The sequence below is a fragment of the Variovorax trehalosi genome (genome assembly GCF_051216415.1).
In the GTDB taxonomy this organism is placed as follows: domain Bacteria; phylum Pseudomonadota; class Gammaproteobacteria; order Burkholderiales; family Burkholderiaceae_C; genus Variovorax.
Window position 1 is genome coordinate 456,564 of record NZ_JBPJZG010000005.1, and the last position, 19,606, is coordinate 476,169.

General features: G+C 68.5%; 20 protein-coding genes. 12 read left to right on the forward strand and 8 right to left on the reverse strand.

Annotated elements, in window-relative coordinates; translation table 11 throughout:
- From ACSFA7_RS20975 to ACSFA7_RS21005, 7 genes are read left to right on the forward strand one after another with little or no spacing between them, the layout of a single operon-like run.
- Window positions 1-414 carry an ExbD/TolR family protein gene (locus ACSFA7_RS20975; RefSeq protein WP_206173739.1) on the forward strand — a complete coding sequence of 138 codons (414 nt, stop codon included), beginning with the start codon at window positions 1-3 and terminating at the stop codon, window positions 412-414.
- A gap of 10 nt (window positions 415-424) precedes the next feature.
- Entirely contained in the window at window positions 425-1,159 is a 735-nt protein-coding gene (locus ACSFA7_RS20980; RefSeq protein WP_435501152.1) for an energy transducer TonB, read from the forward strand.
- The gene (locus tag ACSFA7_RS20985) at window positions 1,156-3,009 is read left to right on the forward strand and encodes a putative porin (RefSeq protein WP_435501153.1); all 1,854 of its coding nucleotides are present in this window, start codon (window positions 1,156-1,158) and stop codon (window positions 3,007-3,009) included. Before ACSFA7_RS20980 ends, ACSFA7_RS20985 begins: the two co-directional genes overlap by 4 nt.
- Window positions 3,010-3,019: 10 nt before the next feature.
- On the forward strand, window positions 3,020-3,769 hold the full coding sequence (locus ACSFA7_RS20990; protein ID WP_435501154.1) for a hypothetical protein: 750 nt from the start codon (window positions 3,020-3,022) through the stop codon (window positions 3,767-3,769).
- Entirely contained in the window at window positions 3,766-4,707 is a 942-nt protein-coding gene (locus tag ACSFA7_RS20995) for a peptidylprolyl isomerase (RefSeq protein WP_435501155.1), read from the forward strand. The genes ACSFA7_RS20990 and ACSFA7_RS20995 overlap by 4 nt, the downstream gene beginning before the upstream one ends.
- A gap of 24 nt (window positions 4,708-4,731) precedes the next feature.
- On the forward strand, window positions 4,732-5,274 hold the full coding sequence (locus ACSFA7_RS21000) for a YbjN domain-containing protein (protein ID WP_435501156.1): 543 nt from the start codon (window positions 4,732-4,734) through the stop codon (window positions 5,272-5,274).
- A 26-nt stretch (window positions 5,275-5,300) separates the two neighbouring features.
- Window positions 5,301-5,534, forward strand: a complete 234-nt coding sequence (locus ACSFA7_RS21005) for a hypothetical protein (RefSeq protein WP_435501157.1) — start codon at window positions 5,301-5,303, stop codon at window positions 5,532-5,534.
- On the opposite strand, the gene ACSFA7_RS21010 is transcribed toward ACSFA7_RS21005, so the two are convergent.
- From ACSFA7_RS21010 to ACSFA7_RS21025, 4 genes are read right to left on the reverse strand one after another with little or no spacing between them, the layout of a single operon-like run.
- The gene (locus ACSFA7_RS21010) at window positions 5,520-6,221 is read right to left on the reverse strand and encodes a substrate-binding domain-containing protein (RefSeq protein ID WP_435501158.1); all 702 of its coding nucleotides are present in this window, start codon (window positions 6,219-6,221) and stop codon (window positions 5,520-5,522) included. The genes ACSFA7_RS21005 and ACSFA7_RS21010 overlap by 15 nt on opposite strands.
- 5 nt (window positions 6,222-6,226) lie before the next feature.
- Window positions 6,227-7,222 carry a Bug family tripartite tricarboxylate transporter substrate binding protein gene (locus tag ACSFA7_RS21015; protein ID WP_435501159.1) on the reverse strand — a complete coding sequence of 332 codons (996 nt, stop codon included), beginning with the start codon at window positions 7,220-7,222 and terminating at the stop codon, window positions 6,227-6,229.
- 36 nt (window positions 7,223-7,258) lie between these two features.
- Window positions 7,259-7,957 (reverse strand): 4-carboxy-4-hydroxy-2-oxoadipate aldolase/oxaloacetate decarboxylase, encoded by a 699-nt coding sequence (gene ligK, locus ACSFA7_RS21020; protein WP_435501160.1) that lies wholly within the window; start codon window positions 7,955-7,957, stop codon window positions 7,259-7,261.
- A gap of 2 nt (window positions 7,958-7,959) precedes the next feature.
- Complete coding sequence (locus tag ACSFA7_RS21025; protein ID WP_435501161.1) at window positions 7,960-8,988, reverse strand: amidohydrolase family protein; 1,029 nt, start codon at window positions 8,986-8,988, stop codon at window positions 7,960-7,962.
- Between the two features lie 126 nt (window positions 8,989-9,114).
- Between ACSFA7_RS21025 and ACSFA7_RS21030 the strand changes: the two genes are divergently transcribed.
- Window positions 9,115-10,404 (forward strand): LysR family transcriptional regulator, encoded by a 1,290-nt coding sequence (locus ACSFA7_RS21030; protein WP_435501162.1) that lies wholly within the window; start codon window positions 9,115-9,117, stop codon window positions 10,402-10,404.
- Between the two features lie 20 nt (window positions 10,405-10,424).
- On the opposite strand, the gene ACSFA7_RS21035 is transcribed toward ACSFA7_RS21030, so the two are convergent.
- From ACSFA7_RS21035 to ACSFA7_RS21045, 3 genes are all read right to left on the reverse strand, one after another.
- A complete protein-coding gene (locus ACSFA7_RS21035) occupies window positions 10,425-11,564 on the reverse strand; it encodes a hypothetical protein (RefSeq protein ID WP_435501163.1) in 1,140 nt (379 codons plus the stop codon).
- 98 nt (window positions 11,565-11,662) lie between these two features.
- On the reverse strand, window positions 11,663-12,535 hold the full coding sequence (locus ACSFA7_RS21040; protein ID WP_435501164.1) for an alpha/beta fold hydrolase: 873 nt from the start codon (window positions 12,533-12,535) through the stop codon (window positions 11,663-11,665).
- A 296-nt stretch (window positions 12,536-12,831) separates the two neighbouring features.
- Window positions 12,832-13,734, reverse strand: a complete 903-nt coding sequence (locus tag ACSFA7_RS21045) for a LysR family transcriptional regulator (RefSeq protein WP_435501165.1) — start codon at window positions 13,732-13,734, stop codon at window positions 12,832-12,834.
- A gap of 118 nt (window positions 13,735-13,852) precedes the next feature.
- On the opposite strand from ACSFA7_RS21045, the gene ACSFA7_RS21050 reads away from it, so the two are divergent.
- The gene (locus ACSFA7_RS21050) at window positions 13,853-14,866 is read left to right on the forward strand and encodes a zinc-dependent alcohol dehydrogenase family protein (RefSeq protein ID WP_435501166.1); all 1,014 of its coding nucleotides are present in this window, start codon (window positions 13,853-13,855) and stop codon (window positions 14,864-14,866) included.
- A 135-nt stretch (window positions 14,867-15,001) separates the two neighbouring features.
- Complete coding sequence (locus tag ACSFA7_RS21055; RefSeq protein WP_435501167.1) at window positions 15,002-16,006, forward strand: AraC family transcriptional regulator; 1,005 nt, start codon at window positions 15,002-15,004, stop codon at window positions 16,004-16,006.
- Here ACSFA7_RS21055 and ACSFA7_RS21060 read toward each other — a convergent pair.
- A complete protein-coding gene (locus ACSFA7_RS21060; protein ID WP_435501168.1) occupies window positions 16,003-17,190 on the reverse strand; it encodes an ABC transporter substrate-binding protein in 1,188 nt (395 codons plus the stop codon). The two genes, ACSFA7_RS21055 and ACSFA7_RS21060, sit on opposite strands and share 4 nt — an antisense overlap.
- 187 nt (window positions 17,191-17,377) lie before the next feature.
- Between ACSFA7_RS21060 and ACSFA7_RS21065 the strand changes: the two genes are divergently transcribed.
- Both ACSFA7_RS21065 and ACSFA7_RS21070 read left to right on the forward strand, forming a co-directional pair.
- Entirely contained in the window at window positions 17,378-18,637 is a 1,260-nt protein-coding gene (locus ACSFA7_RS21065) for a dienelactone hydrolase family protein (RefSeq protein WP_435501169.1), read from the forward strand.
- A complete protein-coding gene (locus ACSFA7_RS21070) occupies window positions 18,634-19,590 on the forward strand; it encodes a PDR/VanB family oxidoreductase (RefSeq protein WP_435501170.1) in 957 nt (318 codons plus the stop codon). Before ACSFA7_RS21065 ends, ACSFA7_RS21070 begins: the two co-directional genes overlap by 4 nt.
- Window positions 19,591-19,606: the final 16 nt, after the last annotated feature.

Genomic DNA, 19,606 nt, shown 5'->3' on the forward strand with positions numbered 1-19,606 from the left:
ATGGCAAACACCGCAGCCAAGTTCGGCACCCGCAAGCGCGCGGGCGGCATCAACATCACGCCCTTCGTCGACGTGCTGCTGGTGGTGCTGGTGATCTTCATCCTCACCAGCAACGCCAGCATTCCGGGCATCAAGGTCGACCTGCCGAAGGCCAGCGCCTCGGTGGCGCTGGAGAAGCCCAAGACCAAGGCCATCACCATCGACAACGCGGGCAACGTCTTTCTCGACGCCTACCCCGTAACGCTGCCCGAACTCGAGGAGCGCCTGCGCACCGAGAAGGCGCTGTCGCCCGACTTTCCGGTGATCGTGCGCGGCGATGCGAGCGTGCAGTACGCGAAGGTGATCGACGTGCTCGACCTGCTGCGTCGCATCGAGCTGAACCAGATCGGCCTCGTGACCGGCAAGCAGAAGTGAGGAACAGCGCGTGAAACCTCGCGATCCGACTTCCGCTTTCGCGCGCACGGGCGCGAAGGCAAGGCCGGCAGGGCTGTGGCGCCGATGGGGCGGCGTGGTCATCGGCCTAGCGGTCTTCGCCGCGCTGGTGGCGCTGGTGTGGCATCTGCTGAACGACACCGCGAGCACGAAGCGCGTGGTGGCCGATGCGCCGATGCTGATGCTGCCGCCTCCGCCACCCCCGCCGCCCGAACCCGAGAAGCCGCCGGAGCCCGAACCCGAAAAGGTCAAGCCCGAAGTGGTCGAGAAAGAGCCCAAGCCCGTCGAGCCGCTGGAGCCGCCCAAGGACGACACCCCGCCCAGCCCCTCGAAGGACCTGGGCGATCCGGTGACCATGGACGCCACCGGCCAGGCCGGCAACGACGCCTTCGGCATCCAGGCCGGCAGCGGCGGCGGCATGAGCGGCACGGGCGCCGGCGGCGGCCTGGGCAGCGGCTCGTATGCGCGCTACGTATCGAGCATGTTGCAGCAGGCGCTGTCGCGCGATCCGCGCACCCGCCAGCTGGTGTTCGACGACATCCAGATCGACCTGTGGCTCGGCGCCGACGGCAAGACCACACGCGCGCAACTGGTGCGCGGCACCGGCGCGAGCGACATCGACGAAGCGGTGCTCGCCATGGTGCGCGCGCTCGACCGCATCGACGAGAAGCCGCCGGCCTCGCTGCGCTTTCCGATGCGCGTGTCCATGAAGGGGCGCCGGCCATGACCACCACCCGTGCCGAAGCCCTGCCTGTTCCATTCAATCCTGTGAACGAAGCGATGAACCATCTCAAGAAAATTTCGAGCCGGGGCGCGATGCCGACCCTGCGCCAATGCGCACTCGCGGCGGCCGTGGCCTCCGTGTTCGCCTTCGCGGTCGGCAACGCTGCAGCCCAGGCGGCGCCCGCGACCGGCGAGACCGCCATGGTCAAGCTGATCCGCGGCCTCATCCAGAGCGGCACGCTCGCCAAGGACGTGGGCGAGGCGCTGCTTGCGCAAGCCCAGACCGAGGCCCTTGCCGCGCAACAGGCGCAGCAGCGCCTGGCCGCCTCGGCCACTGCGGCATCGGCCAGCGTGGCCGGCGGCGTGCGGCTCGAGGCGGGCGACGTGCGCGTGCCCTACATCTCGCAGACCGTGCGCGACCAGATCCGCGACGAGATCAAGGCCCAGGTCATGGCCCAGGCGCAGACCGAAGGCTGGGCCGCGCCCAACGAAACGCCCGAGTGGAGCAAGCGCATCCGCGTGGAAGGCGACGTGCGCGTGCGCAACGAATCGCGCAGCTATGCGAGCAACAACAGCAACATCGAGATCAACTGGGCCGAGCTCAACAAGGGCAGCGGCTACGACGTCAACCCGAACACCAACCTTGCGCTGCCGTCGATCCTCAACACGCTCAAGAGCCGCCGCAACGTGTTCCGCGCCCGTGCGCGACTGGGCGTGTTTGCCGACCTCTCCGAGAACACCAAGGCCGGCGTGCGCCTGGCCTCGGGCAGCGACGAGAGTCCGGTCTCGACCACGCAGACGCTGGGCGGGGGCCTCAGCAAGAAGAGCGTGTGGCTCGACCAGATGTGGATCTCGCACAAGCCGGTCGACTGGCTCACCGTGACGGCGGGCCGCTTCGGCAACCCGTTCATGTCGAGCGATGTGCTGTTCTCGAACGACCTGAACTTCGACGGCATCGCCGCGCAGTTCGAGAAAAAGCTCGCCTCGAACCGCGACCTCACGCTGTTCGGAACGCTGGGCCTGATTCCGCTCGAATACTCCTCGGACAACGCGCCCAACCGCACCCAGGCCGAGTTCAAGGCCAAGAGCGAGAACAAGTGGCTGCTGGGCGCCCAGGTGGGCGCCGACTGGAAGATCGACGAAGACAACCGCCTGCGCGGCGCGCTCGCGTACTACAACTTCCGCAACATCAGCGGAAAGGTTTCCGAGCCCTGCGCGCTGTACGCGGGCGCCGACGGCTGCAGCACCGACTGGTCGCGCCCGGCCTTCATGCAGAAGGGCAACACGCTCATGCTGCTGCGCGACATCGCGCTCGATCCGCTCAACCCGGCCGGCACGCCGCAGCCGCAGTACGTGGGCCTGGCCTCGCAGTTCCGCCTGATCGACCTGAACCTGCGCTGGGACACCCAGGTGGCCGGCAACAACCTGCGCCTGGACGCGAACTTCGTGCGCAACACCGCCTACGACGCCAAGGACATCTGGCGGCGCGCGGGCGTGCGCGGCACCATCCTCAACAACTTCGGCCCCTCAGGCGGCACCAGCCAGGCCGATTTCAAGAGCGGCGGCAACGCCTACATGCTGCAGGCCACCTACGGCAAGCCCGCACCGGCGGCGCGCGGCGACTGGAACGTGCTGGCGGGCTACAAGCGCATCGAGCCCGATGCGCTGCCGGACGGCTACAACGACTCGACCTTCCACGGCGGCGGCACCAATGCGCGCGGCTACTTCCTGGGCGGCTCGTATGCGATCGACAAGAACATGTGGTTCACCGGCCGCTGGCTCTCGACCCGCGAGGTCTTCGGGCCGCCGCTGTCGATCGACACGCTGCAGCTCGAATTCAATGCGCGTTTCTAAGGGAGCCGCCGTGTCCAGAAAAATACTTCCGGCGCTGCTGCTGGCCGCGCTGGCCGCCACGGCCGGCGTGGCCCATGCACAGCAGCCGCCGCAGGGCCAGAGCATGGAAGAGCGGTTGCGCGCGCAGTTGCGCATCACGACCTCGCAGTTGCAGCAGGCGCAGAACGAACTGGCTGCGCTGAAGGCGGGGCAGCCCGCAGGCGCAACAGCCGCGCCGGCGGCCGTAGCGCCGGCCAGCAAGTCCGAACTCGATGCGCTCAAGAAGGAATTGGCGCAGAGCCAGCAGCAACTCGCCGCCGAACGCCATGCGCGGGCGCAGGCGAGCGCAGGCGGTGAGCAATTGCGCCAGCAGGCCCAGGCCACGAGCGAGAAGGCCACGGCGCAGGTTGCGCAGTTCCGCGGCGCCTACGACGACCTGCTGAAGCTGGCGCGTGCCGCGGAGGCCGAGCGCCAGCGGCTTGCCGCCGAGGCGGCCACGCAGCGCACCGCGCTCACGCAATGCGAGGCCAAGAACGCGCAGCTCTACGCCGTGGGGCAGGAGATCTTGCGCGCCTATGAAACGGTGGACCTGGGCAGCGTGCTGGCCTCGCGCCAGCCCTTTGCGGCGCAGAGCCGCGTCAAGTTCGAGCAGATCGCGCAGCAGTACGGCGACAAGCTGTACGAAGGCAAGTTCGATGTGCGCGCGGTGAATGCGCCAGCGCCGGCGAAACCGTCGGATGCGGCACCCGCCGCACCCGCATCAGGAGAGCAGAAGCAATGACGAAACACCACATGAAATACGCCGCACTCGCACAGCGGCTGCGCGCCGCATGCGGCGTGCTGCTGGTCTCGTCGGTCGGCGTGGCCGCCGCGCAGGCGCCTGCATCAGGCAGCGCCGTCGTGGCGCGCATGGGCGAAGTCACGGTGGGCCAGGACGAGGTCGAGAAGCTGCTGCAGGCGCTGCCCGAAGCGGAGCGCGCGGCCGTCAAGGCCGACCGCGCGAGCCTGGACGGCTGGCTGCGCCAGCGCCTGTTGAGCGAGGCGCTGCTGCGCGATGCCCGCGGCAAGGGCTGGGCCGATCGGCCCGATGTAAGGGCCAAGGTCGATGCGGCCGTGCGCGAGGCCACCGCGCGTGTGGTGGCTGCGAGCTATCTGGAATCGGTGAGCCAGGTGCCCGCGGGCTATCCGTCGGATGCGGAACTGAAGGCCGCCTACGAACAGGGCAAATCCAACTTCAACCTGCCCGCCGGCTACCGCGTGGCGCAGATCTTCCTGGCCACGCCCGACCGCGATGCGGCCGCCATCGCCAAGGTGCGCGAAGAGGCGGGCAAGCTGGCCCGGCAGGCGCGCGCAGGCGACTTCGCCGCCGTGGCCCGCGCCAGCTCGCAGGACAAGCGCTCGGCCGAGCGTGGCGGCGAGGTGGAGACCCTGCCGCTGGCCCGCATGCTCCCCGAGCTGCGCGACACGGTGGCCACGCTGAAGCCCGGCCAGGTGAGCGAGCCGGTGCAGGCAGCGGCCGGCTTCCACGTCGTGAAGCTGCTCGACACGCAACCCGCGCGCACCGCCACGCTCGACGAGATGAAGCCGCAGCTGCAGCTCGCACTGCGCCAGCAGCGGCAGCAGCAGCTGGTGCAGGCCTACCTTGCGCAACTGGCACCGGCCACGCAATTGAGCATCGACGGCGCCGCGCTGGACGCGGCGCTCAAGAAGACGAACTGAACGAATTCACAACAGGGCAGACACATGAACAACACATCGACGAACAACGAAGCCAACGCCGCCGCAGGCGCGGCGCAGCACCTCGACCTGCTGGATGCGGTCACACCCGAGCAGGTGTCCGACGCCATCAAGGCCGCGGGCGCCGCCGTCACCACCATCGAGCAGAACGGCGTGGTGCGTCTTCACAGTGCGAGCCACGGCGTCGGCTTCCAGGTGCTGTGGGGCAACCCGGTCACGACCACGCAGTACACCGACTTCACCCTGAGCTGCCCGCTGCATGTGCAGGGCGGCACGCTGCCCGAGGCCGTTCTGGCCTCGTGGCACCGCACCAAGCGCTTCGCGCGCGTGGCGCAGCACGGCGACCTCGTGGTGCTGGAGATGGACGTGGTGGTCGCCGGCGGCGTGAGCCCCGCGTACCTCTCGTTCGCGATGCGGCTGTGGATGCAGATGATGGGCGAGTTCTTCCTGCACCTGCGCAACTACGGCCCGGCCGCGGAAACCCGTGGCGATGCGGCGAACGGCGGGGCTGTCGGAGAAGCCGCGCGGGGCGTTCCCGCCGCTGCCTGAGCGTGGCGGGAACGCGCCGAAACGCGATGCCTGCCAATGCCCGACCGGCGCTGTCAATCGACGACCACGAGGCGCCCGTGGTCCGCGCCATCCATGCCACCGAGCGCCAGGCGCAGCGGGCGCGGCGCGCCGAAACCGCGCGCCAGCGGCAGCGCGCGGCGCTGCTGGACTTGCTCGCGCAGACCATGGCGGAGCTGCACATCTCGATGTCGGAACTCAATGCGGCGCGGCGCGCGCGCGAAGGATCAAAGCCGAAGTGAGGCCGGCGCCATGCCGTGGCAGCGCTTGGCTTCGGCGCTGTCGTCCGAGGCCATGAAGTCGAGCAGGGCGCGCACGGCGGCCGGCTGCGGGGTGCCGATGCCTGGCGCGGCCGAGAAGGTCGTGACGATCTGGATGTCCTGCGGCAGCGGACCGAGCAAGCGGATGCCGTCGAGGCCGATCAGCTCACTCATCTGCTGGAACCCGAGCGCGGCCTCGCCGCGCGCGACCAGCGCACCGACCGGCACGCCCGGCGCCGCTTGTACGAGGCGGCTGCGGATCTCGTCGGCGATGCCCCAGTGCTCGAACAACGCGAGCAGCGCAACGCCGCTCGGGCCGGTCGAATAGGCGATGCCGGCCGCCGCCTGCACGGCGTGGTGCACGGCATCTTCCGTGGCGATGTCGAGCGGCTTGGCATCCGCATGCACCGCGACGCCGACTTCCGAGCGGACGATGTCGACCTTGTCCGTCGCATCGAGCCTGCCCGCTGCGATGAGCTTGTCGATCGCATCCGAGGCCAGGACCACGACATCGAACGATTCGCCATCGGCCACGCGCCGTGCGGCATCGACGCCGCCCACTGCCTCGAAGGAGACTGGCAAGCCGGTGCGCTGCGCGTACGCCGCCGCGAGTTCGTCCAGCAACCCGCGGGTCGCCATCGAACAGATGCCCCGGAGAGACGTTGCCATGGGTGTCAATCCGGCTTGATGTTCGCTTCGCGGATCAGCTGGCCATAGCGGGCCGCATCGCTCTTGAGCAGTTTCTCGAACTGCGAGGTCGGACCCGGCAGGGGAACGCCGCCCGCCGCAGCCAGTTGATCGCGCACCTCTTTCGATTCGAGCGCTTTCTGCACCGCGTCATGCAGCTTGACCAGCACCGGCGCTGGCAGCCCCGCAGGCGCCACAAAGCCGTACCAGACGCTGGCCTCGAAGCCCGGATAACCCGATTCGGCCACCGTCGGCACGCCCGGCAGCACGGCGGAGCGCTCGGTGCTCATCACCGCCAGCACCTTCAGCTTGCCGCCCTTCACGAGCGGTAGCACTTCGAGCGCGTTGACCGCCACCACGTCGACGTGGCCGCCCAGCACGTCGGTGATCGCCTGCGCGCCGCCCTTGTAGGGCACGTGGCTCAGCTTGAGGCCGGCGGTGTGCTGGAACAGTTCCATCGCCAGGTGCGGCGTGGCGCCGTTGCCCGGCGTCGCGACGGTCACGCCGCCCGGCTTGGCCTTGGCCGCGGCCACCAATTCGGGCAGCGTCTTGATCGGCGAGCCTTCGCGCACCGCGAACACCACAGGCACGCGGCCGACCATCGAGATGGGCGTGAAGTCGCGGTCGAGGTCGTAGGGCGCGGGCTGGTACATCGACGGGTTCACCGCCAGCGCGTTGGCCGCCAGCAGCAGCGTGTAGCCGTCGGGCGCGCTCGATGTCAGCGACTTGATCGCGATGTTGGTGCCGGCGCCGGGCTTGTTTTCGACGACCACCGGCTGACCGAGGATCGTCGCCATGCGCTGTCCGACCGAGCGCGCGATTGCATCGACCGCGCCACCGGCGCTGTAGCCGACGAGGATCTTCACGGGCCTGGAGGGATAGGCGTCGGCGGCACTTGCGTGGATGGAGGCGCCGAGCGCGAGCAGCCCGGCAAGGGCGAGGGAGAGAGCGAGGAAAGGGCGGCGGAGGGAAGAGGTCTTCATGGTTTCACGGGAGGGTAGGACTGCGGTGCAGTCTCGTCAGTCGATGTAGCGCAGGCCCGCCTTGGCCAGCGGCTCGCGCATGGCGTACATGTCCAGGCCCAGTTCGCCAGCGGCGAAGCGTTCGCGCTTGGCGGTCTCGTTGGCTTCGCGGGCCTCGGCCGCATCGGCCACCTGCTGCGCACGCGCGGCCGGCACGACCACCACGCCGTCGATGTCGGCAACGACCACGTCGCCCGGGTTCACCAGCGCGCCCGCGCACACCACCGGCACGTTGACCGAGCCGAGGGTTGCCTTGATCGTTCCCTTCGAATGGATCGCGCGGCTGAACACGGGGAAGCCCATCGCGTTGAGGTCGCGCACATCGCGCACACCGCCGTCGATCACCAGGCCCTTGCAGCCGCGCGCCTTGAACGAGGTCGCGAGCAGGTCGCCGAAGAAGCCGTCGGTGCTGTCGCTGGTGCAGGCCGCGACCACGACGTCGCCCGGCTGGATCTGCTCGGCCGCGACATGCAGCATCCAGTTGTCGCCGGGCTGCAGCAGCACGGTGACTGCCGTGCCGCAGAAGCGCGCATCGGGGTGGATGGGGCGGATGCGTGGCTGCATCAAGCCCAGGCGTCCGAGCGCTTCATGCACGGTGGAGACGCCGAAGCGCGAGAGCTTTTCGACCGCGGCCGGATCGGCGCGCACGATGTTGCGATGGACGACGCCTAGTTGTTGTTGAAGGGTGTTGGACATGGTCAGAGGCCTTTGGCAATGAGTGCGCGGTCGAGGCGCGGATAGACGCGGCGTGCGTTGCCTTCGAACACCTTGTGGCGCGTCTCGGCATCGAGCATCGGCGTTGCGTCGATGTAGCGGCGCGTGTCGTCGTAGAAGAATCCGGTCTCCGGATCGATGCCGCGCACCGCGCCGATCATCTCGCTCGCGAAGAGGATGTTGTCCACGGGGATCACGCGCGTCAGCAGGTCGATGCCCGGTTGGTGGTAGACGCAGGTGTCGAAGAAGATGTTGTTGAGCAGGTGGTCTTTCAGCAGCGGCTTCTTCATCTCCTGCGCGAGCCCGCGAAAGCGCCCCCAGTGGTAGGGCACCGCGCCGCCGCCGTGCGGGATCACGAAGCGCAACGTGGGGAAATCGGTGAACAGGTCCGAAGTGAGGCACTGCATGAACGCGGTGGTGTCCGCATTCAGGTAGTGCGCGCCGGTCGTGTGAAAGCAGGCATTGCAACTCGTGCTGACATGCACCATCGCCGGGATGTCGTGCTCGACCATCTTCTCGTAGAGCGGGTACCAGTGGCGGTCCGACAGCGGCGGCGAAGTCCAGTGCCCGCCCGACGGATCGGGATTGAGGTTGATCGCCACGAAGCCGTATTCGCGCACGCAGCGCTCCAGCTCGGGGATGCAGCTGCGCGGATCGACGCCGGGCGATTGCGGCAGCATCGCCGCACCGATGAAGTGGTCCGGGAAGAGCTCGCTCACCCGGAAGCACAGCTCATTGCAGATCGCGGCCCAGGTCGACGAGGTCTCGAAGTCGCCGATGTGGTGCGCCATGAAGCTCGCGCGCGGGCTGAAGATCGTGAGGTCGCTGCCGCGCTCCTTCATGAGGCGCAGCTGGTTGCCTTCGATGGATTCGCGCAACTCGTCGTCGCTGATCTTCAGGTCGGCGACGCGGGGCTTCATCGCGGGGTCTTTCAGCCCTGCAATCTGCTGGTTGCGCCAGTTTTCCAGCGCCTTGGGCGCGGTGGTGTAGTGGCCGTGGCAGTCGATGATCATTTCTTGCAACCCATTTGGTTTGGCTCGGAGCCATCGAGTGTGGTCGCGGACCCTCTCGCGTGGGGTGAGTTCGGGTTGCCCTACCATCAGACTTTCTTATCGATAGGGTTTACCCGGAAGGTTGAAATGAGTGGCACGCATCAACCAGACAAAGTGATCGGCAGCGCGCTCGCCATCAACCTGCGCCATCTGCGCGCGTTCTCGGCCGTGGCCGCCGCCGGCAGCATCGCCAGGGCCGCGGACGAGCAGCTGTACCGCGTCGCCTCGGGCGTCACGCGCTCCATTTCCGAACTCGAGCGCGTGCTGGGCAGGCCACTCTTCGATCGCCGCGCACGCGGCATGGCGCTCAATTCGTATGGCGACCTGGTGCTGGTGCGCGCGCGCCGCATCGAGCGCGAGTTCGAGGAGGCGCGCGCGCAGCTCGTGGCCCGCGGCGGCATCGGCGCAACCGCCGATGTGCCCTCGCTCTTCGCGTCGATCCTCAATGGCCGGCGCCTCGCGGTCGTCGCAAGCCTGGTCGAGAAGCGCAACATGCCGGCGGTCGCGCGCGAGTTCGGCATCACGCAGCCGGCCGTCAGCAGCGCGCTCAAGGACCTGGAGGGTGGGCTCGGCGGTGCGTTGCTCGAGCGCAAGGCGCGTGGCCTTGCACCGACGACAGCGGGCGAGATCGTGGCTCTCTACTTCAAGCGTGTGCTCGCGGAACTGCGCCACATCGGCCCCGACATCGCCGCGAGCGAAGGCATGCTGCAGGGCAGCGTGACCGTCGGGGCGCTCCCGCTCGGGCGCACGCAGATCCTGCCGCTCGCGATCGCCTCGCTGCTCGCGCGGCATCCGGGGCTGCATGTGGCCACGGTCGAGAGCCCGTACGACGCGTTGGCCGCATCGCTGCGCAGCGGCGACGTCGACTTCATCCTCGGCGCGCTGCGCAGCCCCGCCGAAGCCAGGGACCTGCAGCAGGAGGCGCTGTTCGAGGACAGCATTGCGGTGATCGCGCGCGCCGGCCATCCGCTGGAGCGCGCGAAGCGCATCAACTTCGACGCGCTGCGGCAGGCGACGTGGGCGCTCTCGCGGCACAACACGCCGTCACGCGAACTGCTCGAGCGCTTCTTCTCGGCGGCGCGCGAGGCGCCGCCGATTCCCGCGGTGGAAACCGGCGATCTCGCCGTGCTGCGCGGCCTGCTGCTCGAGAGCGACATGCTGACTGCGATCTCGCCGCATCAACTTCGCTACGAAATTCGCGATGGCAGCCTGGTGGTGCTGGACTTTCCGCTCGACGAGACGCGCCGCGAGATCGGGCTGACGCAGCGGCAGGGCGCATTGGCATCGCCGGGGGCGAGGGCGTTGATGGCGGAGATCGCGGCGGTGGTGGCGCGGTCCCCGGATTTCCGGGCGACGGTGCAGCGGGCGGGTGGTTGATCGGCGCTTTCGATCAGCGCTCACTGGGCCGCGGGTGCGCTTCGATCGAACCGGAGTCCTGCAGCGGTTCCGCTCTCGAGATCGAGCACGAAGCGCATCCCTGCGTCTTCTGACACAAGCTGGAGCCTGAGCTTCGCCTGCAGCGTATCGCAGCGCAGGTGCGCGTTCTTCGCCGCGGCGGCCGCGTCACGCACCGACAGCGAGTCGATCTCCGTCGTCACGCCGCGGCCCACGGCCTCGGAATGCAAGCCGATGCGGTTGCGGCCTTCGTCGCGACCTTCCAGTTGGCCTCGCAATCCCGGGAGCACGAAGCCCCCGTCGCCCAGCTGCAGGTCGCCGGACAGCGAGGTGCGTCCCAGCAGCTGGCGCGTCTGCTCGGTCAGCCCCTCGTGCCCCTGGCCGCGGCCCCGGCGCAGCATCGATTCGGCGAATTCCTGCAGCTGCAGCTTGCCGCGCTCGGAGACCCACGGGCTCAGCAGCGCGCCGCGGCGCTCGAACGTCACGCCGGCGAGCGGGGCCGAGGCGAACTGGTAGACGTAGCTGCGGCCGTTGGGCGCATCGACATAGATGCCCAGGCGGCTCACGCCCATGCGCGAGTCGGGGCCGATGTGCTCGACCGTCGCGTCGTTGAAATCGATCTGCCCACCGCGTACCGGCACCGTCACATCGGCATCGAAGAGCAGGTGCGCATCGGTGATCTGTCCGCGGATGGTGCCGTGGGCCATGCCGAGCGGGGCGAGGCTTGTCTCATCGGCTGATACCTGAGAGGCCAGGGCCTCGGCGGCGGACGCCGGCGCATGCGCGGTGTTCCATGCGTCGTGCAGCTGCGGCGGCACGCGCAAAGGGCCATGCAGCTTCAGGCCCGAGAACTCGGCCTCACGCGCCTCGAGGCCGGCCAATTGCGGCGCGCCGGCCTCGCTGCGTATCTGCGCGACGAGGCCGCGCACGGCCATGCGGCCGATTTCCAGCGTGAGCTCCCCCGAGGTGAACTGAAGGGATGTCGCTTCGAGTCGATCGATCCGGAGGCTGGCCGCGCCATCCTTTTCCGGTCCCCAGGCGAGGCCTTCGATCGCGAAGCGATTGCCTGCGGTTTCATCGGAGGTGCCGATGTCCACGCCGAACAGCAGTTGGAGGATGGAGGACGCGAGAGGAGTCGCCATGGCGTTGTTCTACCAGACCTCGCCATGTCGGCGTGTCGGCCTCCGGCGCACGTGCGGCGCCCCGGATGGCGGCGCTTCAACCGGCTAGCGCCCGGCCTTCAGGGCTTGCGCACGACGCGCGCAAGCCACGCCAGCAGCACCGCCACGACTTCATCCCGGTTGGTTTCGTTCAGCGTCTCGTGGCGCGCGCCGCCGAACACATGGCACGACACGTCGCGCAGCCCCGCATCGCGGTAGCGCTGCACCAGCGGATAGAACCATTCGGCCTTGTTGCTGACCGGGTCCTGGTCGCCGATGAAGAGGTACAGCGGCAGCTCGGACCGGATGTGCGATTGCATGGCCGTGGGCGTCAGGTCCTCGAGGTTCGCGAACATCGAACCCAGCCCCTCGGCCGAGACCGTGAAGCCGCACAGCGGATCGGCGATGTACTTGTCCACTTGCGCCGGGTCTCGGCTGAGCCAGTCGAACGGCGTACGCACCTCGGGCAGCGCGGCGTTCATGTCTTCGAGGCGAAAGCCGCTCTGCAGCGCGGCGCCCAGCAGGTCGAGTGCCGCGGTACCCGAGAGCACCGCGCCGGACAGCAGCTCGCTGTGCCGCACCAGGTAGTACTGCGTGGCGAACGAGCCCATGCTGTGGCCGATGAGGATGAGCGGCAGGCCGGGGTGCGCGGCGCGCGCATGCCGGCTCAGCAGCGCCATGTCGTCGACCAGGCCGGCGAAATTGCGCGGGCCGAATTCGCCGAGCTCGTTGTTCGCTGAAGCGTATTGGCCGTGGCCGCGGTGCTCGTTCGCGTAGACCACGCAGCCGGCCTGCGTGAGCGCATCGGCGAGCGGGCGATAGCGCAGCGAATGTTCGCCCATGCCGTGCGCCAGCTGCACGATGGCCTGCGGCGTCCCAGCCTGCCAGCGGTGGGCTTCAATCGGGTGGCCGTCGTTGGCGGTCAGTTCGAAGTTTGTCTCGGTATTTGGCATGCGGTGTCCTCTGTGGAAGAGAGTTGCCATCCTAGGGCCTGTTCACCCTACGCAAGGGGTCGCGAAGCTCGCCACGGCCCGCCCATCAAGGCGCGTGACGCCGTGCGTGCGTCCGCACGCACAAGGAGCGCAACGCCGAGGGGCGGGCCGTGGCGAGCTTCCCTCCGGGTTGTTTCGCAAAGGGGCCGTCTGCGGCGTTGCCCGCGCTTGCAAGGCCAAAGCCTTGCTGCGCCCGGGCGCCTTGCAGCCAGCCCCTTTGCGAAACAACGCGACCTCTTGCGTAGTGTGAACAGGCCCTAGTCGTTGAAGGCCCTCAGCATCGCCTTGCGCAGCCACATCTCCGCCGAGTCCTTGTCCGTCACCGCGCGCCAGGCGAGCTTGATCTGGTAGTCGGGGCTTTCGAAAGGCAGGGCCTCGAAGCGAAGCCCGCCTTGCGCGGACAGCGCCAGCGCCACGTGCTCGGGCACCGTGGCCACCAGGTCGGTGCCGGCGAGCACGGCGGGGAGGCTGCCGAACTGCGGCACCGAGAAGGCCACGTCGCGCTGCCGCCCGATTTCGCCGAGTGTTTCGTCGACAGTGCCGCACAGGTCGCCGGCATAGGTCACGAGCACGTGGCGACGGCGGCAGTAGTCGTCGAGCGAGAGCTTTCCGGGCACGGTGTCGGCGCGCAGCATGGCGAAGCGCGCCGTGCGGACCTTGCGCACCTTCGCATCGGCGGGCAGGTCCTTCAGGAAAGACATCACCGCGCTGACCTCCCCCTGCTCCAGGTAGCTCATGGCGTTGCGGTAGCAGACCGTGAGCGTCACCAGCTTGGCGCGGGGCACTTCGGCGCTCAGGGCCCGCAGCAGGCGCGGCAGCATCGCGATCTGCAGGTCGTCGGTGAGACCGATGCGGAACACTGGCGCGGCGCGCTCGGGTTCGAAGTCGGCTTGCGCGCGGAAAGTGGCCTCGATCTGCGCGAGCGCGGGACCCAGGCCCTGCATCAGCGCCAGCGCGCGCTCGGTCGGCTCCATCACGCGGCCCTGGCGCACCAGCAGCGGATCGCCGGTGAGTTCGCGCAGCCGCGCCAGCGCATGGCTCACCGCGGGCTGGCCGAGGTTCAGCCGTTCCGCGGCGCGGCTGACGTGGCGCTCGCGCATGAGCGCGGCCAGCACGGTGAGCAGGTTCAGGTCGATGCGGTTGAGTTCGACGGGTTTCATCGGGAGGTCCTGGCGTTATCGATTGCGCGCATAGCGAATATCCGGCGAATCGATTTCCTTGATTGTCCCGCGGCCTCTAGATTGATGCCATCGGTCATTCAAGAAGAAGGAGTTTTTCATGAGCAAGATGGTTCGCTTTCACACGTTCGGCGGCGCCGAGGTCCTGAAGCTCGAAGAGGTCGCGACGCCGGCACCCGGTGCCGGGGAGGTGCGCGTTGCGGTGCAGGCCATCGGCCTGAACCGGGCCGACGCGCTGTGGCGCGAGAACCTGTACATCGAAGACGCGACGCTGCCGGCCGGATTGGGCAATGAAGCCGCGGGCGTCGTCGAAGCGATCGGGGAGGGCGTCGGAGGGTTGAGCGTGGGCGACAGGGTCGCGCTCCTGCCGGGCGCCGGCCAGGGCCGGTATCCCACCTATGGCGAGAACATCCTCCTTCCGGCTGCGCACGTGGTGCGGTATCCGGGCAACCTCTCGCCCTCGCAGGCTGCAGGCGCCTACATGGCCTACCTCACGGGCTACTTCCCGATGTTCGAGATGGCGCGGTTGCAGCGCGGCCAGGTGATGCTCGTCACCGGCGCCTCATCGGGCACGGGCATCGCGGCGCTGCAGATGGCGCGTGCGGCGGGCATCGTCGCCATCGCGGTCACGCGCACGGCTGCCAAGCGCGAGGCGCTGCGGGAAGCGGGTGCAACGCATGTGGTCGTGACGGACGACGAAGACGTGGTCGAGCGCGTGATGAAGCTCACCGAGGGCCGCGGCGTCGACCTCGTGTACGACGGTGTGGGCGGCGCGCAGGTCGAGCGGCTCGGCGACGTGGTCGCGCACCGCGGCTGGTATGTGCTGTACGGCCTTTCCGGCGGCGCCGAATTCAAGTACCCGGTGATCGCTCAGTTCCGCAAAAGCTGGCGCTTCCATGTCTACAAGGTGCTGGAGCACACGGGCGCGCCCACGATGGGGTTGCCCCGCGACGAGGCTGCGCTCGGCCGTGCGTTGGCCTTCATCGATGCGGGCCTTGCCGATGGCAAGCTACAGGTGCGCATCGACCGCGAGTTCGCACTCGACGACGTGGTGCAGGCCCACCAATACCTGGAGCGTGCCGGGCACATCGGAAAGGTTGTTCTCACGGTCTGACCTGGGCGCTCCCGGGCAAGCTTCTTGCACGTCGGGGCAAGCCCCATGGCGGCAAGCGCGACCCGGCGGTAAATTGCGGGCACGCCCCCAGTGGCAAACAATGGTTTTCAACCACCTGACCCCCCAGGAGTGCCCGTGGACGCATGGTCGAGCCAGCAGCTTTCTCCCTTGTACGGACGCGAGGTGTTCCGCTCGCGCGAGGCGGACGAGACCCACGCGCTGGTCGCCCATGAACTGAAGGACCATCGCAGCGTCTGGGGGCGCGGCAAGGTCGATGCGGTGTTCTGCCGCGCCGAGCTGAGCGCACTGTCGCTGTGCATCCTGCGCTATGGTTGCGACGTGGACATCGAGCCCGATGCGCTCGGCAACTTCGTGCTGGTGCAGATGCCGCTGCGCGGCCATGCCGAAATCCGCACGGGCGGCCAGACGCTGCAGATCCATCCGGGTCAGGGCGCGGTGGTGTCCGCGCACAAGCCGGTGCGGCTGCGCTGGCATGCCGACTGCGAACAGCTGATGCTCAAGATCGAACTCGGCCGCCTGCAGGAAGTGGCGCGCCACGCCTTCGCCGCGCGCCATGCCGACGAGGTGGGCGAGATCGATTTCGACATGCCGCTGCAGCTCGACGACGCCGCCGGAACGCAGTGGTGCCGCATGGTGGCCAACCTTGCGTCGCTGCTGCCTTCGGCGGGCGACAGCAGCACGCCGTACGACCCGCGCTGGCTGGCCCACTGCGAAGACAACCTCATGCTCTACCTGCTGTGCCACCGGCCCAACTCGGTGCGGCGGCGGCACGATGCGCTGCGCCTCGGCTCGGAGGCCGCCAGCCTCGGACAGCTGCGGCGCGCCGAAGAGTTCATGCGCAGCAGACTCGACACCGCCGTGTCGCTCGAAGAGGTGGCGCAGGCCGCGGGCGTGACCCGGCGCATGCTGGCCCTCCTGTTCCGGCGCCACCGCGACCTCTCGCCGATGGAGGTGCTGCGCAACATGCGGCTCGATGCCGCGCACGCGCAGCTCGCGCGCCACGACGGCGCGAGCGTGACGCAGATCGCGCTCGACTGCGGCTTCTCGCACCTGAGCCGTTTCGCCGCCTGCTACCGGGAGCGCTTCGGCCAGCTCCCGCGCGAGACCTCAAGACACTAGGATTTCATCGCGCACTTGGCGGCCGTGGTGTCCTGGTAGTTCTGCAGCACGGTGCCGATCACCTTGTTGGTGATGCGGCCGCTGGCGTCCTTGCCGATCACGCGCAGGTAGTAGTTCTGGATCGGGAAGTTGTTGGCGCCGTAGCTGAAATCGCCGCGCACCGACTTGTATTTCGCGGCCTTGATCGCCTTGAGCAGCGCGGGCCGGTCGGCCACCTTGCCGCCGGCATCGCGAACGGCCGCGTCCATGGCCATGAGCACGTCGTAGGCCTGGCCGGCGTAGAACGAGGGGTTGCGCCCGTTGTTCTGCTGACGGAACTCGGCCACGAAGCGCTGGTTGGCGGGGTTGTCCAGGTCGTAGGACCAATGCGCGGTGTTGAAGAGCCCGAGCATCGGTTCGCCCACGGCGGGGATCATGTCCTCGTCGGCCGAGAAGGCGGTGGAGATCAGTGCCACGTCCTTCGACAGGCCCGCGCCGACGAACTGCTTGATGAAGCTCACGCCCATCGCGCCGGGCAGGAAGAAGTAGAGCGCGTCGGGCTTGCTCGCGCGGATCTGCGCGAGCTCGGCCGAGTAGTCGAGCTGGCCGAGCTTGGTGTAGAGCTCGTCGCCCACGCCGCCCTTGAAGTTGCGCTTGAAGCCGTTGACCGCGTCCTTGCCGCCGGGATAGCTGGGCGCGATGAGCGCGACCTTCTTGAACCCCTTGTCGGAGGCGAACTTGCCCGCGGCCTCGTGGTACGCATCGTTCGGGTACGACGCGCCGAAGAAGTAGGGGTTGCACTTGGCGCCCGAGTAGTCGCTCGGGCCGGTGTTGCTCGACAGATAGGGCACCTTGGCGGCAAAGAGCGGTGGGCCGACGGCGAGCGCGACGGACGAGCCCACCGGGCCGGTGAACAGGTCGATCTTGTCGCGCAGCAGCATGCGCTCGACCACCTGCCGGGCCAGGTCGGGGTTGCCGGCGGTGTCGGCCTCGACGAACTCGACCGGCACGCCGCCGAGCTTGCCGTTGAGCTGCTTGATCGCCACGGCGAAACCGGCCTTGGCCTCGGCGCCACCGACGGCGAAGGGGCCGGAGAGGTCCATCGCGATGCCGACTTTGACGGGTTGGGCCTGTGCCTGCGATAGCGATGCGCCGCCGATGACGGCGAAGGCCAACAAGGCCGTTCTGATGCTTGCCTGCGACATGAAAGATCTCCTCTGGAGGGATTCGGTTGACGTGGGGGAATGCAATGCGGGTCGCAGTCTGCGTGCCGCCGTGGCGGCGGGCTATCCGTTTCTTGCAGCGACGTTGCTTGCACGAAGTGGACAGACATCGGAGGAGGGCGCTGCCCAGAATTGCGCCGCAAGCCCCACCATTCAGGAGACACCCACGATGAGTCAGTACATCGACATCCCGGCCGGCGACGGCCGCAGCTTTCGCGGCTACCTCGCACTGCCCGCCTCGGGCAGCGGCCCCGGCATCGTGCTGTGCCAGGAGATCTTCGGCATCAACGACTACGTGCGCGAGGTGGCCGATCTCTATGCCGAGGAAGGCTACGTGGTGCTCGCCCCCGACCTCTTCTGGCGCATGGAGCCCAACGTCGATCTCGGCTATTCGCCGGAAGACTGGCAACGCGCATTCGGCTTCTTCCAGAAGTTCGACATCGACGCCGGCATCGCCGACGTCACCGCGAGCGTGAAGGCGCTGCGCGCACACCCGGCCTGCACAGGCAAGGTGGGCGCGCTGGGCTATTGCCTCGGCGGCAAGCTGGCCTATCTCGCGGCCGCGCATTCGGGCGTGGATGCGGCGGTGGGCTACTACGGCGTCGGCATCGAGGCGGCGCTGGACCTCGTGCCGAAGATCGAATGCCCGATCGCGCTGCACTTCGCCGAGCTCGATAAGTTCTGCCCGCCCGAGGCTCGCGCCCAGGTGCTGGAGGCCTTTGCCGGCAAGGCCGGCGCGCAGATGTACGTCTACCCCGGCGTGGACCACGCGTTCGCGCGCACCGGCGGCGAGCACTTTGACAAGCCTTCCACGCTCATGGCGCACCAGCGCTCGATGGCGCTCTTCAAGGAGGCCATCGGGCCGGTCTACGACCTCTCGGCGCTCTGGGACAAGCACTGCGAATACGAGTTCGCCACGCGCGACGTCGTTGCCACCATGGGCACGATGGTGAGCGAGCCTTACGTGAACCACATCCCGACCATGACCGGCGGCGTGGGCGCGAAAGAGCTGTCGCGCTTCTACAAGCACCACTTCATTCCGACAACGCCGCCCGACACGCAGCTCACGCCGATCTCGCGCACTGTGGGCGCGACGCAGATCGTGGACGAGATGCTCTTCTCTTTCACCCACACGGTGGAAATCGACTGGTTGCTGCCGGGCGTCGCGCCGACCGGCAAGCCGGTGGAAATTCCACTGGTGGCCATCGTGAAGTTCCGCGGCGACAAGCTCTACCACGAGCACATCTATTGGGACCAGGCCAGCGTGCTGGTGCAGATCGGCCTGCTCGATGCCAAGGGCCTGCCCGTGGCGGGGGCGGACACCGCGCGCAAGCTGGTGGACGAGACGCTGCCCTCGAACACGCTGATGCCGCGCTGGTCGAAGTCGAACGGCCTCACGATCGCCGACCCCGCGCTGCCCCTCGGATGACGCAGGGCGCAGACATGCTGGCGCTGGTCGTGGCCTCGGTCACGCCGCTCACGCCGGCGATCAAGGCTTTCGTGCTGCGGCCCACGAACGGCGGCGACCTGCCGCCGTTCGCACCGGGCGCACACCTGAGCGTTCAGGTGGCGCATTCGAGCGGGCAGCGCGCGTATTCACTGGTTCGCCCGCACGATGGCTCCGGCAGCTACGAGATCGCAGTACTGCACGAGCCGCAGGGCACGGGCGGCTCGGCATGGATGCACGGGCTCGCACCCGGCGCGGTGCTGGCCGCGCACCCGCCGCGCAATGATTTCACGCTGCACAAGGGCGGCCTGCCGCCGCTGCTGGTGGCGGGCGGCATCGGCATCACGCCGCTGCTGTGCATGGCGCGCTCGCTGGCAGCCGAGGGCCAGGCCTTCGACTTCTTCTATGCGACGCGCAGCAAAGAGGCGACCGCCTACCTGGACGAAGTGCGCGCGCTCGGCGGCACGGTGGTGCACGACGGCGGCGACCCCGCGCGCGGCCTCGACCTGCGCGCACTGCTCGCGGAGCCGCAGGGCGGTCGCCACCTGCACGTTTGCGGTCCGCGCGGCATGGTGCAGGCGGTGGTCGACACCGCCCGCGCACAGGGCTGGCCCGACGACCACGTGCACTTCGAGCTCTTCGCCGGCGCGGTCGCAGAGGCCGGCGACACCCCCTTCGAGGTGCGCACGCTGCGCTCGGGCAAGACGCTGACGGTACAGCCCGGCCAGAGCCTGCTCGACGTGCTGATCGCCGCCGGGCTCGACCCGATGTACGACTGCCGCCAAGGCGATTGCGGCGTGTGCGCCGTCGACGTAGTGGAGGGCGTGCCCGACCACCGCGACCACAACCTGAGCCCGCGCGAGAAGGCGGGCGGCAAGACCCTGTGCACCTGCGTGTCGCGCGCCAAGACGCCGCACCTGGTGCTCGACATCTGATGACGCTTCAGGAGAC